The organism is Candidatus Methylomirabilota bacterium (assembly GCA_035260325.1).
GTDB lineage: Bacteria > Methylomirabilota > Methylomirabilia > Rokubacteriales > CSP1-6 > AR19.
Window position 1 is genome coordinate 1 of record DATFVL010000120.1, and the last position, 16,325, is coordinate 16,325.

The following is a 16,325-nucleotide window of genomic DNA, read 5'->3' on the forward strand; positions in this document are numbered from 1 at the left end:
GCGACACGCTCCTCGGCTGGGAGACGCGCTACAAGTACCGGCCGGAGGGCTGGCTGCATCCCCTGTTCACGCTCACCGGCGAGGCCATCTACGCGCTCCGCCGGGTCCATGCCGAGCTCGACACGAACGGCGACGGAACAACCGATACGTTCGACAAGCGCGAGCGCGACCGCTTCGGCTGGTACCTCGGGGGCGAGGTGCAGCCGTGGCGGCGGTGGGCGGGAGGCGTCCGCTACGACTGGACGCAGTTCCCCGACCGTCCCGGGAGCGAGCGGGCGATCGAGCCCTACGTGACGTTCTGGCCGTCGGAATTCCTGCGCTTCCGCCTCGTCTACAAGAACACCTACCGCGACCATCGCGACGGCTTCGACCTCAACGGGGGAAGCGCGAGGAAGGTGGACGAGGTCCTCTTCCAGGGCACGTTCATCCTCGGCGCCCATCCCGCCCACCCGTTCTAGGATAGGGAGACGACTCATGCGACGCTCCAGTTCGTTCGCGGCGGTCACGCTGCTCCTCGCGCTGACTCTGCTCGTCCCGAGTGCCCAGGCGGCTCGGAAGCTCCGCGTGGTGGCCACCATCCCCGACCTCAAGTCGCTCGTCGAGGCCGTCGGCGGCGACCTCGTGGAGGTCGACGCCCTCACCCGGGGCACCCAGAACTTCCACGAGGCCGAGGTCCGCCCGAGCATGATGCTGAAGCTCCGCAAGGCCGACGCGCTCATCGAGAACGGTGTCGAGCTCGACGCGTGGGCCGACGTCGCCGTCCTCGGCGCGAACAACCCGAAGATCGTCCGCGGCGCGCCGGGGCGGATCGAGATCTCGCGCGGCATCGCGCTCCTCGAGGTCCCCTCGACGCGGGTGGACCGCTCGATGGGTGACGTGCATCCGCTCGGCAACCCGCACTTCTCCCTCGACCCGGGCCTGGCGCCGATCATCACTCAGAACATCGTGGACGGCCTCGCCCGCCTCTCACCCGACGACCGCCCGGTGTTCGAGAAGAACCGCCAGGATTTCCTCGAGCGGCTCGGCCGCGAGATGGAGCGCTGGATCAAATTGATGGAACCCGTGAAGGGCGCCAAAGTCGTCGCCTTCCACCCGGACGTCATCTACTTCCTCACCCGCTTCGGTCTCGTCCAGGTCGCGACGCTCGAGGACCGGCCCGGCATCCCGCCCTCGCCGCAGCACCTGGTCCAGGTGATCCGCCTGATGAAGGCCGAGGGGGTGAAGGTGATCCTCGTCGAGCCCTGGAACGACGTGAAGCTCGCCGAGCGGATCGCCGGCGAGGCTGGCGCCCGTGCGTTCGTCTTCGCGTCGGCCGTCGGCGCGGTCAAGGGGGCCGACAACTACTTCGCGGCGATCGAGTACAACGTGAAGGCGCTCGCCGAGGCGCTCAGGTAACGTGGCCGCCGAGCTCCTCGCCCTCCTCTGGGTGCCCTTCCTCATGTGCCTCGTGCTGACGGGGATCCACGCCTACCTCGGCGTCCACGTGCTGGCGCGCGAAGTCGTCTTCGTGGACATCGCGCTCGCCCAGATCGCGGCCCTCGGCGCCACCGCGGCGTTCTTCCTGGGCTACGAGCTCGACACGTGGGAGTCGTACGCGTGCGGGCTCGCCGCCACGCTGCTCGGGGCCCTCGTGCTCGCAGTGACGCGCAGCCGGCGGCGGCACGTTTCTCAGGAGGCGGTGATCGGCGTCGTCTACGCGGTGTCGGCGGCGGCGGCCGTGCTCCTCGCCGACCGGTCCCCGCATGGCGCCGAGCAGGTGCGGACGATGCTCGTCGGCAACCTCCTCGCGGTCCGGGGCCCCGAGGTGGTGGAGGTCGCCGCGCTCTACGCGGCGATCGGCGTCTTCCACTGGCTGTGCCGCCGGCCGTTCTTCCTCATCTCGACGGACCCCGCCGCGGCGTTCAGCGAGGGCTGGCGGGTGCGGCTGTGGGACTTCCTCTTCTACGCGTCGTTCGGCGTCGTCGTGACCAGCTCGGTCCGCATCGCCGGCGTGCTGCTCGTGTTCTCGTACCTGATCGTGCCCGCGCTCGCCGGGATCATGCTCGGCGCCACGATACGGAGCAAACTCCTGATCGGCTGGGGCGTCGGCGCGCTCGTGAGCGTTCTCGGCATCGCCGCCTCCGCCATTTTCGACTTGCCGACGGGCGCGACGGTCGTCTGCGCCTTCGGCCTGACGCTGGTCGCGCTGTGGCTCGTCTTTCTCGTCGCCGCGCGGCGGACGCCGCTCCGGAAGGACACGCTATAGTGTCCCCGTGACCGCGCCCCGGATCCTCGCGCTCGCCGCGGCGTGCTTCGCGCTGCTCACCCTCGCGGTGATCACGCTCGACACGACCGCCGTCGACGTGCCCGTGCGCGACGCGCTCCTCGCCCACGCCTCGCCCGGCCTCCTCGCGGCGATGCGCGTGATCAATCGGGCGGGAAGCTGGAAGGTGCTGCTCCCCGCGACGGTCCTGCTCGTGCTCGCCGTGCCCCGCGCGCGCGCGCGCTGGTGGCTCTGGATCGGGCTGATGCTCGTGGCGCCGGCGACCGAGGGCCTGCTGAAAACCCTCGTGGGCCGGCCGCGTCCTGAGGACCTCTCGATGGGCTTCCCGAGCGGCCACGCGACGGCGGCCACCGCCTTCTTTGGCGCGCTGATCCATCTCGCCCAGGGACTGCCGCGGCCCGCGCGGCGTCTCGTGAGCGTCGTGGCGGTGGTCGTGATCGTGCTTGTCGCCGTGGCACGCGTCACGCTACGGGCACACTGGCCGACCGACGCGGCCGGCGGGATCGCCCTCGGCGCGGCGCTGGCGTCCGCCGCGGCGCTCATCGACCGGCGCCGAGCCTCCTGATCCCGTCCTGGTCTCCGGGCTAGCTAGCCCTCACCCCTGGGGGAATCCCCAGACCTCGATTACTGGATGCGCCTCATGGCGCCGTTCAGAGGACGGCCGCCACCCCCCCGCGCACCCCAAAGAACCTGCTTGTGCTACGATGTGCTACATGCGATACCGCCGGGACGCCGTCGGCGTGCGGGAGTTGAGACAGAATCTGAGCGTCTACTTGAGGCGGGTCAAGGCGGGCAAGATCCTGGACGTGAATGAGCGGGGACATCGCGTCGCCGTGCTGGTCCCGGCCGGCGCCACGGCAACGGCGCTCGACCGCCTCGTCGCCGCGGGACGAGCGACGGCGGCGACCGGAGACCTCCTCGATCTCGGCCCGCCACGGCGGAGGCGACCCTCTCGCCGCGCCAGCCGTGCCCTCGCGAGACTCCGAGCAGAGCGCGCGTGAGCCTCGTCTACCTGGACTCGTCGGCCCTGGTGAAGCTCGTCGTCAGGGAGCCGGAAACACCGGCGCTCGTCGAGCTTCTCCGAGAGCACGCGGATCGCGTGTCCAGCGCGCTCGCCCTCACCGAGGTGCCGCGGGCTCTGCGTGGCGCTGGATTCGGCGCCGTCGAGCGCCGCCGGGCGCGCGAGGTCCTGGCCCGCGTCGCCCTGATCGATGTCGACCGTCGGACGCTGGCGACGGCCGCAGGTCTGGACCCACCGATGCTGAGGACTCTGGACGCGATCCACCTGGCGACCGTGTTGACCCTTCACGGGGATCTGGCGGGCCTGGTGACGTACGACCGTCGGCTTGCGGCGGCGGCAAGGCGCGCACACGTCGAGGTGCTGGCGCCCGCCTGACGGCCCGCGCTCAGCAGCTCGTCGGCAGGCCCGGCACGTGCTCCGCGAGGATGGTCGTCTTCAAGTACATCCTGTATACTCGATTTCTCTTCATGGAAGAGGCTGGCGAATTCCTTCGCCTCTGAGCCGGTAATGCCCAGCGCCCACCCTGCTGCGGAGTTTGCACCACAGCCGTTCGAAGAGCCGATCCGCGCGGAGCTCTTCGGCGTCGAGCGCCTCGAACAGCACGCCGAGAGCCTGGCCGCGGCCCAGCATGTCATGAGCGAGTCGGAGAAGGGCCGCCGACTGTTGCCGCGCGTCGAGGACAACGGACGCGTGCTGCGCGAGGCGTACCGGGCGATCGCCAGGGCCATCCGGGAGGACCGCGCGATTACGCCGGCGGCGGAGTGGTTGGTCGACAACTTCCACATCGTCGACGAGCAGCTCCGCGAGATCCGAGATGACCTGCCGGCCGGCTTCTATCGGCAGCTGTCCAAGCTGGCCGAGGGGCCCCTCGCGGGCTATCCGCGCGTCTACGGAATCGCCTGGGCCTTCGTCGCGCATACGGACAGCCGGTTCGACCCGGAAACGCTCCGTCGGTTCGTGCACGCGTACCAGCGCGTCCAGCCCCTGACCATCGGTGAGCTCTGGGCGGTCGCGATCACCCTGCGGGTCGTGCTCGTCGAGAATCTTCGACGCCTGGCGGAGGCGATCGTCCGCGGGCGAGCGGCGTGCCAGCAAGCCGACGCGCTGGCGGACGACCTCCTCGGACTCGGCGGCCAACCCGTGAAGCCGATGGCGATGGCCCTCCACGCGTTCGAGCATGCCCCGTTGGTGACGGCGTTTGCGGTCCAGCTCATCCAGCGGCTGCGCGATCAGGACCCGACGGTCACCCCGGCGCTGCTCTGGCTGGACGGACGCTTGGCGGCCCAGGGAACGACATCCGACGACATCGTCCGGGTCGAGCATCAGCGGCAGGCCGCGATGAACGTCACCGTCCGGAACATCATCACGAGCATGCGTCTGATGTCCGCGCTCGACTGGACCGAATTCTTCGAGAGTGTCAGCCTGGTCGACGAGGTGCTTCGCGTGGGCACCACCTATGCGGCGATGGACTTCTCGACCCGCGACCGCTACCGGCACGCGATCGAAGAGCTCGCCCGGGGCTCGGGCCGGTCCGAACTCGACGTCGCCCGGGAAGCCGTGCTCCTCGCGACGCGCACCGGACTCGGGGCCGGGAGGGCCGACGACCACCACGACGCCCGTCGAGATGACCCCGGCTACTATCTCATCGCGGCCGGGCGCACGGCCCTCGAGCTGGCGATCGGCTTCCGGCCTCCCGCGACGCGCCGGGTGTTTCGCGCGTACGTCGCGTCGGCGACGCCCGGGTACCTCGGAACCATCGTCGTTCTCACTGGGCTCACGCTCGCGCTGCCTCTCCTCACGGTCGGTGCCTCGGGGACGATACCGGCGAGCCTGATCCTGCTCGGGCTTCTGGCCGCGGTTCCCGCCTCGGACCTCGTGATCGCGCTCCTGAATCGGTGGGTCCCGGTGCTGCTCCCGCCGAGGGTGTTGCCTCGGCTCGAGCTGCGCGACGGCGTGCCCGCGAGTCTGCGGACGCTGGTCGTCGTGCCCGCCCTCTTGACCGATCGCACCGAGGTCGCCGAGCTGCTCGAGCGGCTGGAAGTGCATTACCTGGCGAATTCGGACGGCGACGTTCGTTTCGCGCTTCTGTCCGACTGGACGGATGCGCCCACGGAGAGCGTGCCCGGTGACGAGGAGACTCTGGCAGCGGCGCGCGAGGGGATCGGGCGTCTGAACACGCGCTATGGCGATGCCCTGGATGGCGGCCAGCGATTCCTCCTCTTCCACCGCCGGCGGCTCTGGAATGAGAGCGAGCAGACGTGGATGGGATGGGAACGAAAGCGCGGGAAGCTCCATGAGCTGAATCGTCTCCTTCGAGGCGCCACGGACACCAGCTTTCTGTCGGGGGCCGGCGCAGCGCCCGTCGCGCCCCCCGACGTCCGGTACGTCATCACGCTCGACGCCGATACGCGGCTGCCCAGAGGAGCCGTCAATCGTCTGGTCGGGACGATGGCGCATCCCCTCAATCGGCCGCGATTCGATCCCGGCACCGGGCGCGTCGTCGAAGGGTACGCCGTCCTTCAACCGCGGGTGACGCCGCCCCTGCCCGCCGGCGAGAGCTCCTTCTTCCAGCGCCTCTCGTCGGGTCCGTCCGGTATCGACCCGTATGCGGCGGCGGTGTCCGACGTCTATCAGGACCTCTTCGGGGAGGGCTCATACACCGGCAAGGGGATCTACGACGTGGACGCGTTCGAGGCGGCCCTGGCGGGACGGGTGCCGGAGAACGCGCTGTTGAGCCACGATCTCTTCGAGGGGCTCTTCGCGCGTGCCGGCCTGGTCACCGATATCGAACTGTTCGAGCGTGCGCCATCACATTACGGGGTCGCCGCCGCCCGCCAGCACCGATGGGCGCGCGGCGACTGGCAACTGCTCCCGTGGATCGTCGGGTACGGATCCCACCTTCCGATTCCGTTGATCGGGCGCTGGAAGATGGTGGATAACCTGCGCCGCACGCTGTCCGCGCCGGCCACCTTTCTGACACTGGTGGTCGGGTGGACGCTGCCGGCCGCGTCGCCCGTGGTGTGGACCGCGTTCGTCCTCGCGACGATCGCGCTTCCCACGCTCGTGCCGATCCTCACCGCGGTCATTCCTCGACGGCGTGGCATCTCGAAGCGGAGCTACACTCGCGCGATCGGCCGGGACCTCGAGTTGGCCGCGTCACAGACGGCGTTCGTGATCACGATGCTCGCGCACCAGGCCTGGCTGATGAGCGATGCGATCGTGCGGACGCTCGTCCGCGTGTACGTGACGCATTGCAAGCTGCTGGAGTGGGTGACCGCGGCACAGGCGAAGGCCGGTCTCCGGCTGGATCTCCCTGGCTTCTACCGGCGCATGGGTGGTGGCGTCACGCTCGCCGTGGCTGCGGCGGCCGTCGTCGCGTGGGGGCGAGCGGAGGCCTGGTCCGTCGCGCTGCCCTTTCTGCTGCTGTGGGCGGCGTCGCCCGCGGTGGCTCGGTGGATCAGCCTCCCCCGGCTCACCGCGAGGACCACACCGCTGTCGTCCGGGGATGCGCGAGCCCTGCGATTGATCGCGCGACGCACGTGGCGGTTCTTCACGACGTTCGTCGGCCCCGAAGCGCACGCCCTGCCTCCCGATAATTTCCAGGAAGAGCCGAACCCGGTCGTGGCGCACCGGACCTCGCCCACGAACATCGGGCTGTATCTGCTGTCGACCGTCGCCGCTCGCGATTTCGGCTGGCTCGGGACGCTCGACGTCGTCGAGCGACTCGAGGCGACGCTCGCGGCGATGACCGGCCTCGAGCGCTTCCGCGGCCACATCTACAACTGGTACGACACAAAAGACGGCCGTGCGCTCGACCCAAAGTACGTGTCGTCGGTGGACAGCGGGAATCTCGCGGGTCATCTGATCGCGCTCGCGCACGGCTGTCGGGAGATGATCGACCGCCCGGTGCTGGGTCCGGCGGCGCTCGCCGGGATCGAGGACGCGGCGCTCCTCGTGCGGGAATCGGCGCGCGCCCTGGCGGGCGCCGGGCGTACGCAGGCGGCGACGCGACGACGCCTCGACGAGGCGCTCGACGCCGTCACAGCGGCGGTCCCGGCGCTTCCCCGCACGCCGGCCCAGTGGGCCGGGCGGCTCGCGGAGCTCGAAGCCCGTGCTCAGACGGTGACGGCGATCGCGCGAGCTCTGGTCGAGGAAGATCCGGGCGCGCAGACCGTCCTTGTCTGGGCGGACGCCCTGCGCACGACCATCGAGAGTCACACGCGCGACCTCGACATCATGATGCCCCTGGACGGCCATGTCGCCGCCCTTCCGACGCTGGCCGACACGCCCGACCTCATCCAGGGCCTGGGGCGTTCCGCGACGGCCTCCGGGGCCCTGATCCGTCGTCTCACGATCCTCGCCCGGGATGCGGAGACGATGGTCGGCGCCATGGACTTTGGCTTTCTCTTCGACCCCATGCGGAAGCTGTTCTCGCTCGGCTACCGTGTCACCGACGGGAGTCTCGACCCCGAGCGTTACGACCTCCTCGCCTCCGAGGCCCGTCTCACGAGCTTTGTCGCGATCGCGAACGGTGACGTCCCCGTCTCGCACTGGTTCCGGCTGGGGCGCGCCCTGACGCCGGTGGGCCCGGACTCGGTGCTGGTGTCCTGGTCGGGGTCGATGTTCGAGTACCTGATGCCCGCGCTGGTGATGCGCGCGCCGGCGGGGAGCCTGCTGGACCAGACGTGCCGGCTCGTCGTCCGGCGTCAGATCGCGTACGGCGCCGAGCGCGGCGTGCCGTGGGGGGTGTCGGAGTCGGGCTACAACGCGCGTGACCTCGAGATGACCTACCAGTATTCGAACTTCGGTGTGCCGGGCCTCGGGCTCCAACGTGGGCTCAGCGACGACGTCGTCATCGCCCCCTATGCGACGGCGCTGGCGGCGATGATCGATCCGGCGGCCGCCGTCAGGAACTTCCAGCGCCTGGCGGAAGCCGGCGCGTGCGGTGCGTATGGGTTCTACGAGGCCCTCGACTACACGGCTTCCCGGCTCCCGGAGGGCACGGGCGTGGCGATCGTCCGTAGCTACATGGCGCACCATCAGGGAATGCTGCTGGTCGCGCTCGCGAATACCCTCCATGAGGGGGTGATGCGCGCCCGCTTTCACGCCGAGCCGAGCGTCCAGGCGACCGAGCTGCTCCTCCAGGAACGGACACCCCGGGACGTTGCGGTCGCCCGGCCTCGTGCCGAAGAGGTGCAGGCCGCCGCCGACGTCCGCGAGTTCGTCCCGCCGGTCGTCCGGCGCTTCAGCTCGCCGCACAGCGGAACGCCGCGCACGCATCTCCTGTCCAACGGGCGCTACGTGGTGATGGTCACGGCCGCGGGTTCCGGCTACAGCCGATGGCGCGGGCTGGCGATCACCCGCTGGCGGGAGGACGTCACGCGCGACGTCGGGGGGACGTACGTGTTCCTGCGCGACGTCGGGACCGGCGAGAGCTGGTCGGCCGGTTACCAGCCGAGCGGAGCCGAGCCGGATAGTTATCACGTGACGTTTTCCGAGGATCGAGCAGAAATCACCCGGCGCGACCGTGCGATCACGGCCACCCTCCAGGTGATCGTGTCCCCGGAGGATGACGCCGAGGTTCGGCGCGTCTCGCTCACGAACCTCGGCACACGGACCCGGGAGATCGAGTTGACGTCGTATGCCGAAGTCGTGCTCGCATCGGCGTCGGCCGACGCGGCCCACCCGGCGTTTTCCAACCTGTTCGTGCACACCGAGTATGCCCCCGAGCTGGACGCTCTCCTCGCGACGCGCCGGCCGCGGGCGCGCAGCGAGCCGACGATCTGGCTCGCCCACGTGGTGGTCGTCGAAGGCGAGACGGTCGGCGGCTTAGAATGGGAAACCGACCGCGCTCGGTTCCTCGGCCGCGGCCGCGGGATCCGGACACCGGCCTCGGTGATCGACGGCCGGCCGCTCTCCAACACCGTCGGCGCGGTGCTCGATCCGATCGTCAGCCTTCGACGCCGCGTACGGCTTCCGCCGGGCACGAGCGTCCACGTCACCTTTTCGACGCTGGTCGCGCCGTCGCGCGAGGAGGTGGTCGACCTCGCCGACAAGTATCGCGACCCGGCGACCTTCGAGCGGGTGGCCACGCTGGCGTGGACCCAGGCCCAGGTTCAGCTCCGCCATCTCGGCGTCGGGCCCGATGAGGCCCACCTCTTTCAGAGCCTCGCCGGCCGCATTCTCCACTCGGACCGGACGCTGCGGCCCTCCACGGGCGTGCTGACGCGCCACGCGGGCGGTCCCGCCGCCCTGTGGGCGCACGGGATTTCGGGTGACATCCCGATCGTCCTGGTCCGGATCGACGAGCCCGACGATGTGGGAATCGTGCGACAACTGCTCCGCGCCCACGAGTACTGGCGGCTGAAGCGGCTTGCGGTCGATCTGGTGATCCTGAACGAGCGGGCCCCGTCCTATGTTCAGGATCTGCAGGCATTGCTGGAGGCGCTGGTCCGGACGAGCCAGTCGGCGGAGCACCACGAGGGACACGCGCCGCACGGGAGCGTGTTCATCTTGCGGGGTGACCGCGTGACGGCGTCACAACGCGACGTCCTCCAGGCCGCCGCGCGCGCGGTGCTGTGGAGCCGGCGCGGGACGCTGGCCGAACAGGTCATGCGCGCGGAGCGACCCGAGACCGCTGCGGTCGCTCACCCGCCGCGCCACGCCGCGACGAAGCCGCCCGCCGACGTTGCGCCGCCGCGGCCGGCGCTCGAGTCCTTCAACGGCCTGGGCGGCTTTGCGGCGGAGGGACGGGAGTATGTGACCATCCTCGGTGAGGGAGAGTGGACGCCGGCGCCCTGGATCAACGTGATCGCGAATCCGGCCTTCGGCTTCCAGGTGTCCGAGTCGGGCTCGGGCTATACGTGGTCGCTCAACAGTCACGAACGCCAGCTGACCGCGTGGTCGAACGATCCGGTGAGCGACCCGCCGGGCGAAACGATCTACATCCGGGATGAAGAGAGTGGCGAGCTGTGGGGCCCGACGGCGCTCCCGATTCGCGAGGAGACCGGAGCCTACGTGGCCCGCCACGGGCAAGGCTACAGTCGGTTCGAACGCGTCTCCCACGGTGTCTCGCTCGAGCTGCTGCAGTTCGTGCCGCTCGACGACCCGATCAAGGTCTCCCGCCTCACGCTGAAGAACCAGTCGGGCCGGTCACGACGACTGTCCGTGACCGCGTATGTCGAATGGGTCCTCGGCGCGTCACGGAGCGCCGCCGCACCGTTCACCGTCACCGAGATCGATCCGGATACCGGCGCGATGCTCGCGCGCAACGGCTGGAGCAGTGACTTCGGCACGCGCGTGGCGTTCGCCGACCTGCGCGGGGCTCAGACGGCGTGGACGGGTGACCGGACGGAATTCCTCGGGCGTCACGGCACGCCCGAGCGCCCGGCGGCGCTCGAGCGAGGAGCCCGGCTCTCGGGACGGGTCGGCGCCGGCCTCGACCCGTGCGGCGCCCTCCAGGCGAGCGTCGAGCTGCCGGCCGGCGGACTTGCCGAGGTCGTGTTCCTCCTCGGCGAGACGGCGACCCGGGAAGAGGCGAGGGGATTGATCGCGCGGTACCGGACGGCCGACCTCGATGGGGCCCTGCGGGCCGTCGCGGAGCGCTGGGACGACGTGCTCGGCACGGTCCAGGTGACGACGCCCGACCGGTCCATGGACATGCTGCTCAACCGCTGGCTGCTCTACCAGACGCTCGCCTGTCGCGTCTGGGCGCGGTCGGCGTTCTATCAGGCCAGCGGCGCCTACGGCTTTCGCGATCAGCTTCAGGACGTGATGGCCCTCACGGTGTCCAGGCGCGACCTCGCGCGTCAGCACGTGCTTCGGGCCGCCGCGCGGCAGTTCGTCGAGGGCGACGTCCAGCACTGGTGGCACCCGCTGACAGGTCGCGGCGTTCGGACGCGCATCTCCGACGATCTGCTCTGGCTTCCGTACGTGGTTCTCCGGTATCTCGAGGTTACCGAGGACGCGGGCCTCCTCGACGAGATCGTTCCGTTCCTCGCGGGGCCGCTCCTCGCCGCCGGGCAGTCCGAGTCGTATTTCGAGCCGCGCGTGTCCGGAGAGCGGGGCACGCTGTTCGAGCACTGCGCCCGCGCGCTCGACCGCAGCCTGTCGGTCGGGAGCCACGGTCTCCCGTTGATGGGGACCGGGGACTGGAACGACGGGATGAACCTCGTGGGCGCCGAGGGGAAGGGGGAGAGCGTCTGGCTCGGCTGGTTCCTTCAGACGATCCTGAGGGAGTGGGCGGAGCTGGCCGACGCGCGCGGGGAGGGGAAGCGCGCGACGACGTGGCGCTGGCACGCCGGCGCGCTGAAAGAATCGCTCGAACGAGAGGCCTGGGACGGCGAGTGGTATCGGCGCGCGTACTTCGACGACGGCACGCCGCTCGGATCCGCGGCCAACGACGCCTGCCGCATCGATTCGATCGCCCAATCGTGGGGCGTGATCTCGGGAGCCGCCGAGGCGGCTCGGGGACGGCGCGCCATGGCGGCGGTCGAGGAATACCTCGTCCGCCGGGATGCCGGCCTCGTGTTGCTCCTGGCGCCGCCGTTCGACCGCACCCTCCTGGAGCCCGGCTACATCAGAGGGTATCTGCCGGGCGTCCGAGAGAACGGCGGCCAATACACCCACGCAGCGCTCTGGTCGGTCATCGCCTTCGCCACGCTCGGTGACGGAGACAGGGCCGCCGAGCTCTTCGCGATCCTGAACCCGATCAACCACACCAGCACGCCGGCCGGCATTCACCGCTACAAGGTCGAGCCCTACGTCCTCGCCGGGGACGTCTATGCCGAACCCCCGCACGTCGGCCGCGGGGGCTGGACGTGGTACACGGGGTCCGCGGGGTGGATGTATCGAGCCGGCCTCGAGTGGATTCTCGGATTCCGGTTACGTGGCAAGCGGCTCGTGGTCGATCCTTGTATCCCGCGTGCGTGGCAGGGCTTCACCATCGCGTTCCGCTATGACTCTACGCGCTACGACATCGTCGTCGAGAACCCGCAGGGCGTGACTCGGGGAGTGTCGTCCGTGGAGGTCGATGGCGTGCCGTACGACGGCCAGGCGAGTATCCCGCTCGCCGATGACCAGAAGAGACACCGGATCCGGATCGTTCTCGGCTAGTTCGCCGTCACATCAGACCTCGTCGTTGGCATCCCCATCCGCCGCAACCACCGGAAATGCGACGCCAGACCCGCCCGGAATGACCTGTGCTCCGTGTACTTGATCCCGAACTCTCGACAGGTCTCTTCCACGAGTCTCGAGATCGCAGGGTAATTGACGTGGCACAGCCGGGGGAAGAGGTGGTGCTCGATCTGGAAATTCAAGCCGCCGATGAGCCATCCGACAACTCGGCCCCGCCGCGCGAAGTCCACGGTAGTCTCCGCCTGATGGATGGCCCACGCGTGCTCGACGCGCCCAGTTTCCTCCCCGGGCAGCGGAAACTCCGCCTCTTCCACGCAATGGGCGAGCTGAAACACCACACTGAGGGTCATACCCGCCACCAGCCCGGCGACCACGTAGTAGAGCAAGACGACCCCGATGGAGTGGAACAGCAGCGGGATCCCGAAGGCCATGGTGAAGAAGACCGCTTTGCCGGCTATGAAGGTCACCAGCTCCCGGCCTTTCGGGGTCGGGAACGGCTGATTGCTGATGCGACCGCTGATGAGCTTCCGGAAATCGTCGAGAAGCTGCCACTTGATGGCCAGCAACCCGTACAGCGGCCAGAGGTAGAGGTGCTGCCACCGGTGATACGGGAGACGCCGTTGATGCGGGGTCAGCCGGGCGAGGAGCCCGACATCGATGTCGGTGTCATGGCCCGTGAGATTGACATATGTGTGATGCAGGACGACGTGCTTCCACCGCCACAGGTGAGAGCTCCCGCCGATCAACTCCAGCGTCATCGCCGTGAGTTTGTTGACCCAGGGATGATTGGAATAGGCCTGATGGCCACCGTCGTGCTGGATATTGAAGCCAATCCCGGCCGCCGAGAGGCCGAGCAGCACGGCCAGCAGGAGGCCCTGCCACCACGTCTGGTCCACGAAGACCAGCAGCGTATACAGCACCGCGAACCCGGCGAGGAGGATGGCCGTCTTCAAGTACATCTGCCAGCAGTCGCGTGGCCGGCGACCGGTGGTTCGGAAATACTCCTCGACCCGACGCCGCAGCTCGAGCTGGAAGGCGTTGTCGTTCGCAAATTTCGGCTGCTGCCGCGGCCGGGCGATCAGGACGGACATTCTGTTCCAGTTTAATCGATGTCGGGCGCCGTAGCGATCTCATTTCTTGATAAGAAGGTCGAGCCCATCGGCGCATGCTCGCGCTACAGCATAGCCAGCCTTTTGTTGCCCCGGCATCTTATCCCAGCCGCCTTTTTCAATGACTTCGGCTCTCTGCCAGCTGCTTACTTCCCCGAGTTCTTTAAGTTTCTTTTCATGGTTCGGTTGCTTCATAAATTGGGCGACGCAGATCGCCGCCTGACTCGCCAAGACCGCCTCTTTGCTCATCGTCTGGGTCGTGCCGGAGGTTGTCCAGCCACCCCACGCAAAGCCGACGATCATTGCGATGACCGCCCCACAAATAAGGCCCCAAACTCCATACTTAACCTTCGCGGCAGTCTCTAGCTTCATTGACAAGACCTCCTGTACCGGGATTCCCGATATCACGTCGGACGCCACGCGAGTCGATCGATGCACCCGAGGATCTTCCCAAACAGGCGCTGCGTCAAGTGGCTCCCACGCTCTCGACAGCAGTAGGACCACGGTCCACTAGCTCGACCGCCTGCCGAGAGATCGAGCAACGGGACCCGCCGTCAGCCGTCGAGATCGAGCAGCAGCGCCGCGTGGTCACTGAGGGGACTCGTCCGCCGTCGCGGTCGCCGGCCCCACGCGTGCCGGACGTCGCGGAGACGCGGGCGCAGGGCATGATTGACGAAGGCCTGGTCGATCCGAAAGCCGTTGCCCCGGTTCGGCGAGTACCAGGTGTACGCGCGCGTCCTGCCGCGCACGAGCCTGAACGCGTCGAGCCATCCCAGGCGCTCGAGCGTCGTGAGCCAGGCCGCTTCTCGCGGTCCGAACACCGGGGTCTCCTCGTCGATGTCCGGGAGGCCGGAGTTCGTGTCACCGAGCACCAGCGCCGGACCGCGCCGCCAGCGGCCGAGCACCCCGAGCACCGCCGAATAGAACACGTCCTTCCGGCCGGTCGCGCGGTTCGGGACGTGCATCGCGCCCAGCATCAGCGAGCGCGGCGCCTCGACGGCGGCCAGCAGCCACCGGCCCGGCTCGTCCGGCTCTGCGCCCAGGCGGACACGGCGCAGCGGCCAGCGCGCGGCGACGAGCAGACGGTTGACGCCGGGCCGCGCGGGATCGGCCGTCGTGCATTGATGCGCGAGCCCCGCGGCGGCCAGCGCGCGCGACAGCTCGACGCTCGGCGGGGTCGCGCGGAATTCGCACAACGCCACGACGTCCGGGGCCCAGGCCTCGAGCTGGCGGGTGATGCCCGCGACCCGACTGCCGCCGCCGGCCCGGATGTTCCAAGAGACGATTCGCATGGCGGCCCGGACCGACCGGGGCGACGTCCCGCGAGAGCTCTCAGTAGCTCTTCGGCAGGCCCAGCACGTGCTCCGAGAGATAGTTGAGCACCATCTGCTGGGAGACCGGCGCGATCTTGTAGAGGCGGATCTCGCGCCAGAGCCGCTCGACGTGGAACTCCTTGGCGTAGCCGTAGCCGCCGTGGGTCTGGAGCGCCGCGTCGCACGCCTCGAAGCCCGCGTCGGCGGCCATGAGCTTCGCCGTGTTCGCCTCGGCGCCGCAGGGCCGGCCGCCGTCGAAGAGCCACGCGGCCTTCAGGCACATGAGCTCCGCCGTCTCGAGCTTCGCCCACGCGAGCGCGAGCGGATGGGCGATCGCCTGGTTCTGGCCGATCGGCCGGTCGAAGACGACGCGCTCCTTGGCGTACTGGACGGCGCGCTCGAGCGCCGCGCGCCCGATGCCGACCGCCTCGATGCCGGTGAAGATGCGCTCGGGGTTCAGCGAGTCGAGGAGGTGGTAGAAGCCGCGGTCCGGCTGGCCGACGACGTCCGCCTCGGGGATCTCGAGGCCGTCGATGAAGATCTCGTTCGAGTCCACCGCCGCGCGGCCGAGCTTCTCGATCTCGCGCACGGTGATCTTCGCGCGGTCGAACGCGGTGAAGAAGAGCGTCAGCCCGCCGAAGGGCTTCGCCGGATCGCGCGGCGCGGTGCGCGCGAGCAGCAGGATGTGGGTCGCCTGGCGCGCGTTCGTGTTCCAGACCTTGCGGCCGTTGACGACGTAGCGGCCGCCCGTCCGCTCGGCGCGGGTCTGGATGCGCGAGGTGTCGGTCCCCGCGTTCGGCTCGGTGACGCCGAACGACATGACGATCTCGCCCGTCGCGATCCGCGGCAGGTACGTCCGCTTGAGCGCCTCCGACCCGTGCTTGATGAGCGGCATCGGCGGGAACAGGTAGAAGTGGATCGGCGAGGCGCCGGACGTCCCGGCGCCGGCCGCGCAGATCTCGTGGAGCATCAGCGAGGCCTCGGTGACGCCGAGCCCCGAGCCGCCGTACTCCTCCGGGATGATCATCCCGAGCCAGCCCGCCTGGGCGAACTTCTTCACCCAGTCCCAGGGGTATTCGGCCTTCTTGTCCTTCTCGAGCCAGTAGTCAAGGGAGAACGAGCGCGCGAGCGCCGCCACTTCCTTGCGGATCAGCTCCTGCTGCTCCGTGAGCTGGAAGTCCATCGGGCGCATTGTAGCCCATGAGCCGGGTTCGGAGGTGGGGCTGCGGCTCCCCTTCCGCGACCCCTGGCTTCGGCGTGTGAGCTCGCGGGGCGCGGCGGACTCGCCTTCTGAGACCCGTAGCTGCTGGGGGTTGACCGGACGTTGCGCTTTCGCGAGTTGCCCCTGCGGGTAGCGAATAGCGTGGTCGAAGAAGGCGAGCCCGCCGCGCCCCGCCGAGCCCGAGCGCGGGGTGCTAGAATGTCGCGCGATGAGCGTCCGCGAGCTCCACGCGCTGCAGAACGGCTTCATCGGCTTCGAGCGC

The 16,325-nt window shown here is 69.3% G+C and carries 10 protein-coding genes; 6 read left to right on the forward strand and 4 right to left on the reverse strand.

Going from position 1 to position 16,325, the window contains the following annotated elements; translation table 11 throughout:
• The 6 genes from VKG64_08060 to VKG64_08085 all read left to right on the forward strand — a co-directional run.
• The coding region (locus tag VKG64_08060; protein ID HKB24995.1) for a hypothetical protein at window positions 1-458 on the forward strand (458 nt) is incomplete at its 5' end.
• A gap of 16 nt (window positions 459-474) precedes the next feature.
• Window positions 475-1,395 (forward strand): metal ABC transporter substrate-binding protein, encoded by a 921-nt coding sequence (locus tag VKG64_08065; GenBank protein HKB24996.1) that lies wholly within the window; start codon window positions 475-477, stop codon window positions 1,393-1,395.
• 1 nt (window position 1,396) lies between these two features.
• On the forward strand, window positions 1,397-2,245 hold the full coding sequence (locus VKG64_08070; protein ID HKB24997.1) for an iron chelate uptake ABC transporter family permease subunit: 849 nt from the start codon (window positions 1,397-1,399) through the stop codon (window positions 2,243-2,245).
• 7 nt (window positions 2,246-2,252) lie between these two features.
• A complete protein-coding gene (locus VKG64_08075; protein ID HKB24998.1) occupies window positions 2,253-2,828 on the forward strand; it encodes a phosphatase PAP2 family protein in 576 nt (191 codons plus the stop codon).
• A gap of 432 nt (window positions 2,829-3,260) precedes the next feature.
• Entirely contained in the window at window positions 3,261-3,659 is a 399-nt protein-coding gene (locus tag VKG64_08080; GenBank protein HKB24999.1) for a type II toxin-antitoxin system VapC family toxin, read from the forward strand.
• Between the two features lie 132 nt (window positions 3,660-3,791).
• The gene (locus VKG64_08085) at window positions 3,792-12,398 is read left to right on the forward strand and encodes a glucoamylase family protein (protein ID HKB25000.1); all 8,607 of its coding nucleotides are present in this window, start codon (window positions 3,792-3,794) and stop codon (window positions 12,396-12,398) included.
• Here the strand turns inward: VKG64_08085 and VKG64_08090 are convergent.
• The 4 genes from VKG64_08090 to VKG64_08105 all read right to left on the reverse strand — a co-directional run bounded on the left by VKG64_08090 (window position 12,395) and on the right by VKG64_08105 (window position 16,024).
• On the reverse strand, window positions 12,395-13,510 hold the full coding sequence (locus VKG64_08090; GenBank protein ID HKB25001.1) for an acyl-CoA desaturase: 1,116 nt from the start codon (window positions 13,508-13,510) through the stop codon (window positions 12,395-12,397). The genes VKG64_08085 and VKG64_08090 overlap by 4 nt on opposite strands.
• Window positions 13,511-13,549: 39 nt before the next feature.
• A complete protein-coding gene (locus VKG64_08095; protein ID HKB25002.1) occupies window positions 13,550-13,900 on the reverse strand; it encodes a hypothetical protein in 351 nt (116 codons plus the stop codon).
• A 182-nt stretch (window positions 13,901-14,082) separates the two neighbouring features.
• Window positions 14,083-14,820: an endonuclease/exonuclease/phosphatase family protein gene (locus VKG64_08100; protein HKB25003.1), complete on the reverse strand. Its 738-nt coding sequence runs from the start codon at window positions 14,818-14,820 to the stop codon at window positions 14,083-14,085.
• 40 nt (window positions 14,821-14,860) lie between these two features.
• Window positions 14,861-16,024 carry an acyl-CoA dehydrogenase family protein gene (locus VKG64_08105; protein HKB25004.1) on the reverse strand — a complete coding sequence of 388 codons (1,164 nt, stop codon included), beginning with the start codon at window positions 16,022-16,024 and terminating at the stop codon, window positions 14,861-14,863.
• Window positions 16,025-16,325: the final 301 nt, after the last annotated feature.